The sequence below is a fragment of the Micromonospora chokoriensis genome (assembly GCF_900091505.1).
GTDB classification, from domain to species: domain Bacteria; phylum Actinomycetota; class Actinomycetes; order Mycobacteriales; family Micromonosporaceae; genus Micromonospora; species Micromonospora chokoriensis.
On record NZ_LT607409.1, the window covers coordinates 3,140,649 to 3,154,338 of the forward strand.

Annotated in this window: 13 protein-coding genes and 1 pseudogene; 8 read left to right on the forward strand and 6 right to left on the reverse strand. The window is 72.1% G+C overall.

The annotated features are described in order from the left end of the window. The first annotated feature begins 52 nt into the window (after nt 1-52). From GA0070612_RS14875 to hisF, 4 genes are all read left to right on the forward strand, one after another. Complete coding sequence (locus GA0070612_RS14875) at nt 53-499, forward strand: MarR family winged helix-turn-helix transcriptional regulator (protein WP_088991511.1); 447 nt, start codon at nt 53-55, stop codon at nt 497-499. Between the two features lie 5 nt (nt 500-504). Next, a complete protein-coding gene (locus GA0070612_RS14880) occupies nt 505-936 on the forward strand; it encodes an organic hydroperoxide resistance protein (protein WP_088991512.1) in 432 nt (143 codons plus the stop codon). A 46-nt stretch (nt 937-982) separates the two neighbouring features. Next, nucleotides 983-1,981, forward strand: a complete 999-nt coding sequence (locus tag GA0070612_RS14885) for an NADP-dependent oxidoreductase (RefSeq protein ID WP_088988436.1) — start codon at nt 983-985, stop codon at nt 1,979-1,981. A 178-nt stretch (nt 1,982-2,159) separates the two neighbouring features. Beyond that, nucleotides 2,160-2,927, forward strand: a complete 768-nt coding sequence (hisF, locus tag GA0070612_RS14890; protein WP_088988437.1) for an imidazole glycerol phosphate synthase subunit HisF — start codon at nt 2,160-2,162, stop codon at nt 2,925-2,927. Between the two features lie 217 nt (nt 2,928-3,144). Here hisF and GA0070612_RS14900 read toward each other — a convergent pair whose 3' ends face one another. Then, entirely contained in the window at nt 3,145-3,393 is a 249-nt protein-coding gene (locus GA0070612_RS14900) for a hypothetical protein (RefSeq protein WP_088988439.1), read from the reverse strand. Nucleotides 3,394-3,507: 114 nt separating this feature from the next. On the opposite strand from GA0070612_RS14900, the gene GA0070612_RS14905 reads away from it, so the two are divergent. Beyond that, nucleotides 3,508-4,368: a helix-turn-helix domain-containing protein gene (locus tag GA0070612_RS14905; RefSeq protein WP_231924565.1), complete on the forward strand. Its 861-nt coding sequence runs from the start codon at nt 3,508-3,510 to the stop codon at nt 4,366-4,368. 8 nt (nt 4,369-4,376) lie between these two features. Beyond that, nucleotides 4,377-4,904 carry a GNAT family N-acetyltransferase gene (locus GA0070612_RS14910; RefSeq protein ID WP_231924566.1) on the forward strand — a complete coding sequence of 176 codons (528 nt, stop codon included), beginning with the start codon at nt 4,377-4,379 and terminating at the stop codon, nt 4,902-4,904. Between the two features lie 45 nt (nt 4,905-4,949). Here the strand turns inward: GA0070612_RS14910 and GA0070612_RS14915 are convergent, their stop codons facing one another. Further along, nucleotides 4,950-5,414, reverse strand: a complete 465-nt coding sequence (locus tag GA0070612_RS14915; RefSeq protein WP_088988441.1) for a hypothetical protein — start codon at nt 5,412-5,414, stop codon at nt 4,950-4,952. Nucleotides 5,415-5,565: 151 nt separating this feature from the next. After that, nucleotides 5,566-6,202 (reverse strand): annotated as a pseudogene (yczE, locus tag GA0070612_RS14920) (membrane protein YczE); the annotation flags it as partial. Between the two features lie 59 nt (nt 6,203-6,261). Between yczE and yczR the strand changes: the two are divergent. After that, on the forward strand, nt 6,262-7,719 hold the full coding sequence (gene yczR, locus GA0070612_RS14925; RefSeq protein ID WP_088988443.1) for a MocR-like transcription factor YczR: 1,458 nt from the start codon (nt 6,262-6,264) through the stop codon (nt 7,717-7,719). A gap of 91 nt (nt 7,720-7,810) precedes the next feature. Here yczR and GA0070612_RS14930 read toward each other — a convergent pair whose 3' ends face one another. The 3 genes from GA0070612_RS14930 to GA0070612_RS14940 all read right to left on the reverse strand — a co-directional run bounded on the left by GA0070612_RS14930 (nt 7,811) and on the right by GA0070612_RS14940 (nt 11,480). Next, nucleotides 7,811-9,637, reverse strand: a complete 1,827-nt coding sequence (locus GA0070612_RS14930) for an AMP-dependent synthetase/ligase (RefSeq protein ID WP_088988444.1) — start codon at nt 9,635-9,637, stop codon at nt 7,811-7,813. A gap of 138 nt (nt 9,638-9,775) precedes the next feature. Next, on the reverse strand, nt 9,776-10,651 hold the full coding sequence (locus GA0070612_RS14935) for a terpene synthase family protein (protein WP_231924567.1): 876 nt from the start codon (nt 10,649-10,651) through the stop codon (nt 9,776-9,778). A gap of 199 nt (nt 10,652-10,850) precedes the next feature. Beyond that, on the reverse strand, nt 10,851-11,480 hold the full coding sequence (locus GA0070612_RS14940; protein WP_088988446.1) for a TIGR03085 family metal-binding protein: 630 nt from the start codon (nt 11,478-11,480) through the stop codon (nt 10,851-10,853). 174 nt (nt 11,481-11,654) lie between these two features. Between GA0070612_RS14940 and GA0070612_RS14945 the strand changes: the two genes are divergently transcribed. Continuing rightward, nucleotides 11,655-13,538, forward strand: a complete 1,884-nt coding sequence (locus tag GA0070612_RS14945; RefSeq protein WP_088988447.1) for an ABC transporter ATP-binding protein — start codon at nt 11,655-11,657, stop codon at nt 13,536-13,538. Nucleotides 13,539-13,690 lie beyond the last annotated feature (152 nt).

The window sequence follows — 13,690 nt, forward strand, 5'->3', positions numbered from 1 at the left end:
GGGTCGACCCAATTAAGTTGTGCACAACCTAATTGTGGGCTACGGTTCAACGGTGATCGATGACCTGGTGCTGCGCCGGCAGGTGTGCTTCGCGCTCTATACCGCGTCGCGCGCGATGACCGACGTCTACCGGCCGATCCTCGACGAGTTCGGGCTGACCTACCCGCAGTACCTGGTGCTGCTGGTGCTCTGGGAGCGTCCCGACGACGCCCGCACGGTGACCGAGCTGGGCACCGAGCTGCAACTGGACTCCGGCACCCTCTCTCCGCTGCTCAAGCGGCTGGAGGGGGCCGGGCTGGTGGCCCGACGACGGTCGGCCCGCGACGAGCGGCGGGTCGAGGTGGGCCTCACCGAGCAGGGTCGTGCCCTGCGCCGGCAGGTCGACCACGTCCCGATGTGCGTCGCCCAGGCCACCGGGCTGGGCATCGCCGAGCTGGTCGCGCTGCGCGACACCCTCAACCAGGTCACCGACACCATCCACCGACAGAAGGAGCAGTGACGCTCATGCAGGTTCTCTACACCGCGTCAGCGACCGCCAGTGGCGACGGCCGGGACGGCCACGTCGAGACCTCCGACGGCACCCTCACGCTCGACCTGGCCGTGCCGAAGGAGATGGGTGGCGCCGGCGGCGCGGCCAACCCCGAGCAGCTCTTCGCCGCCGGCTACGCGGCCTGCTTCCACAGCGCGCTGCGGGTCGTGGCCCGTCGGGCCAAGGCCGACGTGACCGGCTCCGTCGTCGCCGCCGAGGTGGGCATCGGCCCGAGCGGCAGCGGTGGCTTCGGGCTCACCGTGCAGCTCGTCGTCGACCTGCCGGCCGTGCCCCGCGAGGCCGCCGAGCAGTTGGTCGAGCAGGCCCACCAGGTCTGCCCCTACTCGAACGCCACCCGGGGCAACATCGACGTCGCGCTGACCGTCCGCGAGACCCTGGCCGCCTGACCACAGGCCCCTCAGGCACCCCACGGACGAGAGGACGACCACCCCCGTGACCAGCAACCGTGAGATCCACCTGGCCAGCCGCCCGGAGGGCTGGCCCACCGACGACAACTTCCGGCTCGTCGAGACCGACGTCCCGACGCCGGGGCCGGGCCAGATCGTGGTCCGCAACCAGTACATGTCCGTCGACCCGTACATGCGGGGACGGATGAACGACGTCAAGTCGTACGTCGCGCCGTACGCGCTCGACGCGCCGCTCGACGGTGCCGCGATCGGCGAGGTGGTGGCCAGTGAGTCGGCCGACGTCGCCGTCGGGGCCACCGTCCTGCACGGGCTGGGCTGGCGGGAGTACGCGCTGCTCGACGCCACCGCCGCCCGGCCGGTCGACCCGACCGTCGCCCCGGCCAGCGCGTACCTCGGCGTGCTGGGCATGACCGGGCTCACCGCGTACGCCGGGCTGCTGGAGGTGGCCGCGATGAAGCCCGGCGAGACGGTGTTCGTCTCCGCCGCGGCCGGCGCGGTCGGCAGTCTGGTCGGCCAGATCGCCAAGCTCAAGGGCGCCGGGCGGGTCGTCGGCAGTGCCGGCTCGCCGGCCAAGGTCGAGCGGCTGCGGGCGTTGGGCTTCGACGCCGCCTTCGACTACCACGACGGGCCGGTCCGTGACTCGCTGCGGGCGGCCGCCCCGGACGGCGTCGACGTCTACTTCGACAACGTCGGCGGCGACCACCTGGAGGCGGCGATCTCCGCGATGAACCTGCACGGTCGAGCCGCCATCTGCGGCATGATCGCGCAGTACAACGCCACCGAGCCGCCGGCCGCCCCGCGCAACCTGGCGCTGGTCATCGGCAAGCGGCTCACCCTGCGTGGCTTCCTGGTCAACGACCACAACGACGTGCGTTCGGCGTTCGTCAGTGACGTCGCCGGCTGGCTGCGCGACGGCACGCTGTCCTACGACGAGACGATCGTGGACGGCATCGAGAACGCCCCGGCGGCCTTCCTCGGCCTCCTGCGCGGCGAGAACCTGGGCAAGATGCTCGTCCGCGTGTGACGCCCGACTCGGTTCCACCACCCCCCTTGATCCACTCGAGCTCGCCGACATGGCGGTATCCGAGCGCCGGGGATACCCCAACTTCGGTGAAACGGAGGGGGTCACCCCGCAAGCGCGGCACGGCGGTCGACCCGTCCGGGTCGACCGCCGTGCCGCGCGCGGGAGATAGGCTCGCGGCATGACCGTGGCGGTACGGGTGATTCCCTGTCTGGACGTGGATGCCGGACGGGTGGTCAAGGGCGTCAACTTCCTCGACCTCCGCGACGCCGGCGACCCGGTGGAGTTGGCCGCCGCGTACGACCGGGCCGGCGCGGACGAGCTGACCTTCCTCGACGTCACCGCGTCGTCGAGCGACCGGGGCACCATGCTCGACGTGGTACGCCGCACCGCCGAGTCGGTGTTCATCCCGCTGACCGTCGGCGGTGGGGTCCGGCAGGTCGCCGACGTGGACACGCTGCTGCGTGCCGGTGCGGACAAGGTGGGCGTGAACACCGCCGCGATCGCCCGTCCGGAGCTGATCGCCGAGATCGCCGACCGGTTCGGCCGGCAGGTGCTCGTGCTCTCCCTCGACGTCCGACGGGCCCCGGACGGCGTGACGCCCAGCGGCTTCGAGGTCACCACCCACGGCGGCCGACGTGGCACCGGGATGGACGCCGTGCGGTGGGCGGCCCGCAGCGCCGAGCTGGGCGCGGGGGAGATCCTGCTCAACTCGATGGACGCCGACGGCACCAAGGCCGGCTTCGACCTGGAGTTGATCGCCGCGGTGCGCGCGGTGGTGGACGTGCCGGTGGTCGCCAGTGGCGGTGCCGGCGAGGTGGCCCACTTCCCGCCCGCGATCGGCGCCGGGGCGGACGCGGTGCTCGCCGCCAGTGTCTTCCACTTCGGCGAGCTGACGGTGGCCCAGGTCAAGGACGCGCTGCGCCACAGCGGTCACCCGGTGCGCTGACTCGTCAGTGCCCGCCGGAGTGGCCCTCCGGGTTCGGCTTCGGGGAACGCCGACGGCGGGCCCAGGTGGTACGCATCGTGCGCGATCAGATCCGCGAACGCTCCCGCCCATACCCAGCACCGAGCGCGAGTGCCGCACATGGGGCATCGCCCGTGTCGTTGCTCATGCTCAGCCAAAACCCGCCACCATCGGGTCAGTTGTTCGGGGTTCGGCGGACTCACCGGGCTCCGTCAATGTTCGCGCGGATCGCCGCGACCGACACTCGCGCCTCGAAGCACCAGCCGCCGGCGCAATCCGGTGCAGGGCCAGCACACGTGTGCCCCCGCATCCACACCATGCCTCCGACCTGCTGCGGGTCCACGATCACCACCCAAACCAGTTCGTCGCGGTTGGTCGGATTCGGGCTGATCTCCCACGCCACCAGGTGCAGCGGGGTGCCCGCAGGAACCTGAAGGCTGTCGGTCATCTTGGCTCCGAGGGCAAGGGGGTGGACATCACCGAGAACGGCAGCGACACTTCCCTCCGCAAGCTGCTGTATCAGATGGGCTGGCACGTCGAGCGTGGCCGATAAGCTGCTCCTGTGGCAGGCGTGCACGGTGTGCACACGCTCCTGCACACGCGCTGGGAGCCGGGAATGGATACTTTCGGGCAGCTGCTCAGACGGCATCGCGAGAGCGCAGGGCTGTCCCTGCGGCAGCTCGACTCGCTCATCCACTTCCAGTACAGCCACATCTCCCAGGTGGAGCGCGGTGACCGCCGACCCACCGAGGCACTCGCCTCGGCCTGCGATCGAGCCCTCGGTGCTGAAGGTGCGCTCATCGAGGCGTACCGAAGCGAGCGGGCCGGTGCCACCGACATGCGGAGACGCACGATGCTGCGTGCCGTGACCGCCATGGCCGCCGGTCCTGCCGTCGCCCCGCTGGCCGAACTGGAAGCCCTGCGCCACGGTCTCGGCGGCGCGGCGACACCCCACCACGACGAGTGGGAGCAGATCACGGCCGACTACGGCCACGGCTACTACCGGCAAGCCCGCCCCGAGTTGATGGCCCAACTGAGCGCTGACCTGACCGTGCTGCAACACCAGATCGCCGCCGACACGGGCACACACCGAGCCAGGCTCCTGCGGGCTGCCGCGCGCCTATCCGTCATCGTCGCGTTGAGCCTTGTCGCTTCGGGGCAGATCATGCTGGGTCGCCGCTGGTGGCAGACCGCCCATCGGGTGCATCAGGCCGCCCGGCTGATTCGTGGCGGGCTCATTCCCGACGGACTACGGTGTGCCGCCGACACCCTTGACGCGTTGCCAGTCCACCTGCACAACCACGTGCTGCGGTCAGTGGCCGGGCAGGTCACGGACGCCGTACCCAGAGCCGAGTGGTCACGGCCGGCGTTCGCTGATCTCGCCGACCGGGTTCGGGCCCAGTCCTATCCGCCATGCCGGTGACGTACACCGTGCACACCGCCGAATCGGCCACTGCCGTGTTTCCGGCGCTGGTGCGTCTGTACGCAGTCGTCTACGCCGAGCCGCCGTACGCCGAGGGACCGGAGCAGGTGGCCGCCTTCGCCGGCGGTCTGTCTGCCGAGAAGGAGCGGCCCGGGTTTATCCTCGTCGTCGCCCAGGACGACGACAGTGCCCTGGTCGGTGCGGCATACGGATGGACGATGACCGCCGGACGGTGGTGGACGCGCGCCGACACCGAGCCTCCCGAAGATCTCCGGTCCGCCAGCAAGTTCGCGGTCATGGAGTGGGTCGTGCATCCCGACCGGCGCGGCGCGGGCATCGGCGGGGAACTCATCCACCGGCTCCTCGACGGGCGGCCGGAGTCTTGGGCGACCCTCGCGTCCAACCCGGCCGCACCGGCCCGCGCGATCTACCAGCGCGCGGGATGGCAACAGGTTGGCAGGTCGGCGATGCCCGATGGCACACCCATGGACCTGCTGGTCCTGCCGCTGCCCGCTGCGCCGGTCCGGCGTCGCTGATCCCCGGCCGCATCCGCCGGGCCGAGCCTTGCGACGACAGGGATGTCAGTGTCCGCCGGAGGAGTGGCCCTCCGGGGACCGGCGGGGCGTCGGGATGGACCGGACCGCGTACTCCTGGACGGCCGCCGCGTGGTCGGCCTCGTCCAGGTTCCATTCGGCGCTGCCGGGAGCGTGTCGGCGGGTCAGCACGCCCTGCACGGTGTCCACCATGGTCGCCACACCCGCCCGTGGGCGGGTACGCCAGAGCTGCTCGCCCTCGGCGGTGATCCGGAACCAGCCGTCGGCGACGCTGACCAGGCCCGCCCCGACCAGCCGCTGGACCGCGGCCTCCACCTCGTGTCGCTGCGGAATCGTGTGGTTGAGGTGGTCGGCGGTCGACAGCACATCGGTGAGGCGGACGCCCTCCGGCCGTCGACTTGTCGCCGACCGACGATGCCGGCCGGCACCGCTCGCGATGACCAACGAAACGAAGATCCAGGCGTCCGTCCAGCGCCAACCGTTCTCCCCCATGCAGAGATGATGACGGCGCGCGCCCCGGAAGGGAACACCCACCCTCCATCCGGCGCTGTGGAGCACCACGGCGTGCCGGCCCGGGGACGGTCGGTGAGGGTTCAGGCGGTGGGGGCGGCCGGTGCGGTACTACCGGCCGTGGGCGCGGCGCCGTCGGCTGCGGCTTGGTCGGATGTGGCGGCTTCGGGTACGGCGAACAGCGGGATGAAGAGCTGCGCCAGCGGACCGATGGCCAGCGCGTACGCGACGGTGCCCAGGCCGACGGTGCCGCCGAGCAACCAGCCCAGCGCCAGCACGGTGACCTCGATGGCCGTTCGCACCAGCCGGATCGACCAGCCGGGCCGGCGGGCCACGAAGCCGGTCATCAACCCGTCGCGTGGGCCCGGGCCCAACCGGGCACCGAGGTACATGCCGGTGGCGGCCCCGTTCGCGACGATGCCGGTGACCAACAGCGCGATCTGGACGCCGAGCGGGCCACCGGCGGGCAGCACCGCCAGGGTGGCATCCACGACCAGACCGATCACCACGACGTTGCTGACCGTGCCGAGACCGGGTCGCTGCCGCAGCGGGATCCAGAGCAGCAGCACCAGCGCGCCGACGCCGATGGTGACGGTGCCGAACGAGAGCCCGGTCCGCTTGGAGAGGCCCTGGTGGAAGACGTCCCACGGGTCGAGGCCCAGCTGGGAGCGGACCATCAGGGCCATGCTGACGCCGTAGACGCCGAGCCCGAGGTAGAGCTGGACCAGCCGCCGAACCGGCCGGTGCCGCAGATTGCCAAGCAATGCCATGCATGCCACCCTAGGTGCCAATCCTCATCCAGGAAGAAGCCAATATTGGGGGAGTGGCCATGACTGGTCAGGTGCGTGGGGTCCAATTGGCTCGCCTGCTCGGGCAGTGGCATGCCCTCCCGGGTCGCCGACGCAGCCCCGACTACGCGGCCCTGGCCGGCGCGGTGCGCGGTCTGCTCGCCGACGGCCGCCTGCCGCTGGGCGTGCGCCTACCCGCCGAGCGGGAGCTGGCCGAGGCGCTGCGGATCAGCCGGACCACTGTCACCGCCGCGTACCGGCACCTGCGCGAGACCGGGCACCTGGCCAGCCGCCGGGGCGCGGGCAGCTGGACGATGCTGCCCGGCAACCACCGCGTCGCCAGCACCGGCCTGTGGACCCCGCTCGACGACCGGGACATGATCGACCTCGGGGCCGCCGCACCGGCCGCCCCACCGCAACTGCTGGACGCGGCCCGCGCCGCCGCCGAGGACCTGCCCCGCTACCTGGGCGGAGCCGGTTACCACCCGACCGGCATCATCGAGCTGCGCGAGGCGGTGGCCGCCGGGTACACCGCCCGTGGGCTGCCCACGTCGGCCGACCAGATCATGGTCACCAGCGGCACCCAGCACGCCCTGGACCTGGTGCTGCGGCTCGCCCTGGCCCCGGGCGGCAGTGTGCTGGTCGAGTCCCCGACGTACCCCAACGCGCTCGCCGCGCTGGCCGGGCGACGGGCCCGGATCACCACCCACGGTCTGGCCGTCGACGCCGACGGCTGGGATTCCGACCTGCTGCTGGGCAGCCTCCGGCAGACCCGGCCCAAGCTGGCCTACCTGATTCCGGAGTTCCAGAACCCGACCGGGCACCTGATGCCCGCCGCGCTACGGGAGCGGGTGGTGGCCGCGGCCCACGCGGTCGGCACCGACCTGGTCGTCGACGAGTCCTTCGTGGACCTGCCACTGGACGGCACCGAGCTGCCACCCCCGGTCGCCGTCTACGACCGGCACAGTCGCGTGATCAGCATCGGTGGGATGAGCAAGCCCTACTGGGGTGGCCTGCGGATCGGCTGGGTACGCGCCGCGGCGCCGCAGGTGCAGCGGCTGGCCGCCGTCCGGGTCGGGGTGGACATGGCCAGCCCGGTGCTGGACCAACTGGTGGCGGTGCACCTGCTCGCCCACGCCGACGCGATCGTCACCGACCGCCGCGTCACGTTGGCCGCCCAACGCGACGCGCTGCTCGACGCGCTGGCCCAGCGGTTGCCGGACTGGCGGGTCACCGTTCCCCGAGGCGGCGTGACGCTCTGGGCCGAGTTGGACGGCCCGGTCTCCAGCGCGCTGGCCCGGGCCGCCGAGGAGGTCGGCGTACGACTGGCGCCCGGCCCCCGGTTCGGCCTGGACGGCACTCTGGAGCGGTTCCTGCGGCTGCCGTTCACCCTGCCCGCCGCGGACCTGGTGGAGGCGGTGGGGCGGATCGCGGCGGTCCGCTACGACCTGGACCGGACCGGCCGGCAACGGTGGCGGGAGACCGCCGTCATCGCCTGAGCCCCGACGGCGACGGCCGACCCCCGGCGAGGGCGGCGGCGACAAGCCGATGGCCCCGCACCCGGGCGGGCGCGGGGCCATCGGCCACTCGTCAGAGCTCGGCGAGCGTGCCCGCGTACATCTCCTCGATCTGGGCGGCGAAGTTGCTCTCCACACCACGTCGCTTGATCTTCAACGACGGGGTGATCTCGCCGTCCTCGATCGTCAGGTCACGCGGCAGGATGGCCACCTTCTTGATGGTCTCCCAGCGGTTGAGCTTCCCGTTGAGCTCGGCGACGTACTCCTCGACCATCGTCCGGGCCTCCGGCGAGGCCACGATCTCGGCGTAGCTGCGTCCCTCCAGCGGGCCACCGGCCGCCCAACCCCGGATCGCGTCCGGGTCGAGCGTGACCAGCATCGTGCAGAAGTTGCGGGCCTGACCGACGACGACCGCCTGCGAGGTGTACGGGCAGATGGCCTTGAACATCCCCTCGATGTGCGACGGTGCGATGTACTTGCCGCCCGAGGTCTTGACCAGGTCCTTCTTGCGGTCGGTGATCCGCAGGTAGCCCTGCTCGTCGAGGCTGCCGATGTCGCCGGTGCGGAAGAAGCCGTCCTCGGTGAACGCGGCGGCGGTCTCCTCCGGCAGGTTGTGGTAGCCGCGCATCACCGGCCGACCCCGCACCAGGATCTCCCCGTCGCTGTCGATCCGGCACTCCAGGTCACCCATGGCCTGGCCCACGGTGCCGATCCGCAGCCCCGACGGCGGGTTGACGAAGTTGCCGGCGCTGGTCTCGGTCAGGCCGTAGCCCTCGGAGATCGGCAGGTTCGCCGCGGCGAAGAAGGTGGCGATCTCCGGGCTGAGCGGGGCGGCGCCGGACACCAGCACCCGCATCCGGCCGCCCAGTCGGGCCTGGAGCTTGCTGAACACCAGCTTCTCGGCCAGCCCGTACCGCAGCTTGAGCCCGCCCGGCACCGGCTTGCCGGCCTGTTCCAGGGCCACCTTCTCCTTGCCGACCCGGACGCCCCAGGCGAAGATCTTCGCCTTCGCGCCGCCCGCGCCCTGGGCGGTGGTCACCGCGCGGTTGTAGACCTTCTCGAACACCCGGGGCGCGCCGCACATCAGCGTCGGGCGGATCACCGACAGCAGGTCGACCAGCTTCTCCACCCGACCGTCGACGTAGGTGGGCAGGCCGACGTGGATGGCGCCGCAGAGCAGCGTCTTGCCGAACGAGTGGGCCAGCGGCAGCCAGAGGTACTGCAGGTCGTCGTCGCGCAGCAGCCCGACCTCGGCCTGCGCCACGGCCTCCCAGCACCATCCGCCGTGCAGCAGCTCGACGCCCTTGGGTCGGCCGGTGGTCCCGGAGGTGTAGATCAGGGTGGCCAGGTGCTCCGGGCCGATGCCGGCCACGAGCATGTCGATCAGATCCGGCTCGGCGGCGAGCGCGTCGGCGCCCCGCTCCTCCAACTCGGCGAGCGTCAACTGCGGAACAGCGGCGGTCGGGTCGACGGCCCCGTCGAGGAGCACCACGTGGGTGAGCGCGGGCAGGGTGGCGCCGGCGATCTTCGCCGCCTGGGCCGGGTTTTCCGCGAAGAGCACCTTCGACCCGGAGTCCGCGATGATGTACGTCGCGTCGGCCGGTTCGGTGGTCGGGTAGACGGTCGTGGTCGCACCGCCGGCACACATGATGCCGAGGTCGGCGATCACCCAGTCCAGCCGGGTGTTGGCGAGGATCGCGACCGGGTCCTCCTGGCCGACGCCCAGGCCGTGCAGGCCGGCGGCGACCGCCTTGGCGCGCCGGCCGACCTGCTCCCAGGTCAGCCAGGCAGGCCCCGCGTCGTCGGGGGTCGGGGACGCGAACGCGTTCCGGTCGGGGGTGGCCGCCACACGCTTGAGGAACATGTCCGGGATGGAGCGGTACGGTACATCGAGAGCCATCGCTGTAGCCGCCTTCGGGGGTGGTGGCGTGACGGGCGTCACGTCATGATGGTTACCGAAGAGTATTGCCTGCCACCGTGCATCGGCTAGCCCTGGTGATCGTCTAGCCGTGGCAACCCGCCGACCGGTACGGCGGAATCAGGCGTATCGGTCAGCCACGACTGACCAGTCGTAGGTGGCCCGGACCCAGTTCCGGCGGGCGGCCAGCGCCAGGTGCATCTCGTCGTTCCCGCTGGACAGCAGCGCCTCCTCGGCGTCCAGGTAATCTGCCAGGCCCTGGTTGAACCGGTTCGCCGCGGCACGCAGCGCGGCCGGCTCGTCCGCGTCGCTGTCCTGGGCGATCACCGTGACCAGGTTGTGCGCGTCCGGGTCGGCCCGGCTCTCCTTGCCGTAGGAGAAGAGGTCGTTGCACCAGCAGACCAGATCCACGGCCAGTAGATCCAGGGCGAGCAACGCCGGGTTGGCGCGTTGGGCCGACCCCGGGGGCCGCGCGGAGGCCAGGTCGGTCAGCGTGAGGCAGGGATGCACGCCGCCGATGTGCCGGCGCAGTTGGACGTACTCCGCCACGTCGGGCACGCGCCGGCGCTCCCGGTTGGTCGCCTCCCAGAGCAGCGCCAGCAGGTACTCCCGCATCTGGCTGACGAACCGCAGCAGCAGGGCCGAGTGCCCGTGCAGCCGGATCCGGCGGCACAGGTCGTGCAGCGCGTCACCGAGCGGCCCGACGGCGGGTGGTAGGACGTCCGGGTCGCCGTAGCGGTCCAGCACGTCGAGCAGGGTGCTGATCGCCGGACCCAGCCGGACCGGGTCGGCGCCGAGGCCGTCCTCGTCGCACGCGTCGTCCATCACGAAGAGCCAGCTGATCAGGTCGGTGAGCAGTCGCAGCCCGTCGATCGAGCCGTCCGGGCAGGCGCGCCCGGACAGGCCGGCGGCGTCGGCTCGTTGCAGTCGGTGCACCCGTTGACTGGAATCGACCAGCCCGAACGCGCGCGCCCACTCCACGCTCTCGCTCGCCACCTGCTCCGTGGCACCGTGGCGCCCCGTGGGAAACGGGGGCTCCCGCAGCGCCGAAATCGCGAAACTCCGCACAGTGCGCCCCCACTTCGTGCCGCCCGGCGCGGAGCGGCGCGGTGAAGCGTACGGGAGGAGGTATCTGTATGTTTCGCTGGGTGTGGGGAATTCCACACCTGTTTTGTGTCCGTTTATGCGCAGACGGTTACATGCCCAGGCTGGCGGTGCGGAGCCGTCGTGCCGCCTCCGCGGAACCGTCCAGTTGGACCCGGGCCACCCGTTGACGACCGGAGAGGAACAGGACCAGCTCCGCCGGAGGGCCGACCACCCGCAGCGGCTCGCCCCCTCGGCCGACGGACAGCTCACCGTGGCCGGGCGCCTGCACGTAGAGGTCCGCCGGGAAGCGGCGCAGGGCCAACCGCGCCATCGGGGTGGCCCGCTTCCAGAGCGCGCCCTGTAGACCGGCGGGCAGGTCACGCGGCTGCCATCCGGAGCCGGCCCGGCGGACGTCCTCGTGGTGGATGAAGAACTCCATCAGGTTGGCCAGCTCGTCGGTCAACGGATTGCTGATCGGGCTCCACAGCGGTGGGCGGCGGACCTGCGCCACCAGGTCGGGATAGGGCCGCGCGGCGAGGTGCCGGCGGACCCGCTCGGCGTAGCCGCGCAGCGGTGGCAGCACGAGCCCTCCGGCCGCGTCCGGACGACGCTCCCGGAGCACCAGGTGGGCGGCGAGGTCACGGGTCACCCAGCCCTCGTTGATCGTCGGGGCGTCCGGCCCCAGGGCCAGGAGGAGATCGGCCAGCGCCTCGCGCTCGGCTCGGGCGTACCGCGGCATGGCCCGATCGTAGGCCCGTCGGCCCGCCGGCGCGCGACGGCGGCGGCCGGGGACGAGGGCCGCCGCCCGCCGCCGTCCACTACGTGACGGTCGACATATCCGGTCGGGGTCGGCGGTGCTGGCCCGGACCGGTAAGGATGAGGGAGATAATTGACGCTTACGGCGGGGGAGAGCGTGGCGAGCAGGACAAGTCGGGACGTGCTCAGTCGAGGGCTGGGTGTCCTGCGGCAGGCCATTCGCGAGCAGCCACGGATCTTCACCGTGGCGGTCGTCGGCAGCGTGCTCTTCGGCGGCATGATCATCATCAGCGCGCGGGTGGTCGGGACGGTCATCGGCGAGGTGGCGCTCCCGGCCATCGAACGCGGTGAGGTGGGCGCGGGCACGCTCGCGCTGGCGGCGACGGCGTTGTTCGGGATCAGCGTGCTGCGGGTGGCCGGCATCGTCGGTCGCCGGCTCGGGGCCGGCTACATGCAGTACCGCCTCCAGGCCTCCTACCGACGTCGGGTCACCCGCCGGTACCTTGAGTTGCCGCTGTCCTGGCACCACCGCAACTCCACCGGCACCCTGCTGTCCAACGCCAACTCCGACGTGGAGGCGGCCTGGTACCCGATCGCGCCGCTGCCCTTCGCCGTCGGCACGCTGGTGATGCTGGTCGGCGCGATCGTGTCGCTCTTCGCCACCGACTGGGCGCTGGCCCTGGTCGGCCTCGCGGTCTTCCCCGCGCTGTTCGCCCTCAACGTCGTCTACTCCCGCCGGATGGCGCCCCGGCAGGCCCGGGCGCAGCGGCTGCGCGCCGAGGTCAGCGGCATCGCCCACGAGAGCTTCGACGGCGCCCTGGTGGTCAAGACGATGGGCCGCGAGGCGCAGGAGACCGCCCGGTTCGCCGGCCGCGCCGGTGAGCTGCGCGACTCGTTGATCGCTGTCGGTCGGCTGCGCGGCGTCTTCGACCCGCTGTTGGAGACCCTGCCCAGCCTCGGCACCCTCGCCGTGCTGGTGGTCGGGGCGTTCCGGCTGCGCCAGGGCGCCATCAGCGTGACCGAGTTGGTCAGCGTGGCGTTCCTCTTCACCGTGCTGGCCTTCCCGGTACGGGCCATCGGCTGGGTCCTGGCCGAGCTGCCGCGCAGCGTCGCCGGCTGGGACCGGGTCCGCCGGGTGCTCGACGCCACCGGCGAGATGCCGTACGGGCAGCGCGTGCTCGACCCGGCCGGCTCCGGCCCGGCCACCCTCACCTTCGGCGACGTGCACTTCTCCTACCCGCCGGCGGAGGCACACCAGCGCGGCGCGCAGGTCCTCGGCGAGGTCGGCTTCACCGTGCCGGCCGGTCGGACGGTGGCCCTGGTCGGGCCGACCGGCGCCGGTAAGTCCACCATCGCCTCGCTGGCGGTGCGCCTCGTCGACCCGGACACCGGCGTCGTCGCCCTGGACGGGGTGGACGTCCGCGAGCTGACCGCCGCGTCGCTGGCCGGCACCGTGGCACTGGTCGCCCAGGTGCCGTTCGTCTTCGACGACACGGTGCGCGCCAACATCGCGCTGGACCGGCCGGGCATCGACGACGAGGCCGTCTGGGCGGCCCTGCGGCTCGCCGAGGCGGACGGCTTCGTCGCGGCGCTGCCCGACGGGTTGGACACCATGGTCGGCGAGCGGGGCACCTCGCTCTCCGGCGGGCAGCGGCAGCGTCTCACCCTGGCCCGGGCGTTGGCCGGCCGCCCGCGTCTGCTGGTGCTCGACGACGCGACGAGCGCGGTGGACCCCCGGGTGGAGGCGGCCATCCTGGCCGGGCTTCGGTCGTCGACGGCCGAGCCGGGTGTGCCGGTAGCGTCGATCCTGGTGGTGGCGTACCGGCGGGCCACCATCGCGCTCGCCGACGAGGTGATCTATGTGGAGCAGGGGCGGGTGGTCGCCCGGGGCACGCACAACGAGTTGCTGGCCACCGTGCCGGGCTACGTCGACCTGGTGACGGCGTACGAGCAGGCCGAGGTCGAACGCGCGCAGGAGAGTCCGTACGGCGACGACGTCGCGCCGCTGCCCTCGGGCCTGGAAATCGAGGTGGACCGGTGAGCGCGAGGAGTGCAGCGGAGCGGAGCCCCGCAGTCGCGAACGAAGGACGCCCGGTGAGCGCGAGGAGTGCAGCGGAGCGGAGCCCCGCAGTCGCGAACGAAGGACGCCCGGTGAGCGCGAGGAGTGCAGCGGAGCGGAGCCCCGCAGTCGCG

Coding starts and splice junctions, on each gene's coding strand:
- GA0070612_RS14880 (WP_088991512.1), top strand. CDS start 505: ATGCAGGTTCTCTACACCGCGTCAGCGACCGCCAGTGGCGACGGCCGG.
- hisF (WP_088988437.1), top strand. CDS start 2,160: ATGACCGTGGCGGTACGGGTGATTCCCTGTCTGGACGTGGATGCCGGA.
- GA0070612_RS14900 (WP_088988439.1), bottom strand. CDS start 3,393: ATGACCGACAGCCTTCAGGTTCCTGCGGGCACCCCGCTGCACCTGGTG.
- GA0070612_RS14915 (WP_088988441.1), bottom strand. CDS start 5,414: ATGGGGGAGAACGGTTGGCGCTGGACGGACGCCTGGATCTTCGTTTCG.
- yczR (WP_088988443.1), top strand. CDS start 6,262: ATGACTGGTCAGGTGCGTGGGGTCCAATTGGCTCGCCTGCTCGGGCAG.
- GA0070612_RS14930 (WP_088988444.1), bottom strand. CDS start 9,637: ATGGCTCTCGATGTACCGTACCGCTCCATCCCGGACATGTTCCTCAAG.
- GA0070612_RS14940 (WP_088988446.1), bottom strand. CDS start 11,480: ATGCCGCGGTACGCCCGAGCCGAGCGCGAGGCGCTGGCCGATCTCCTC.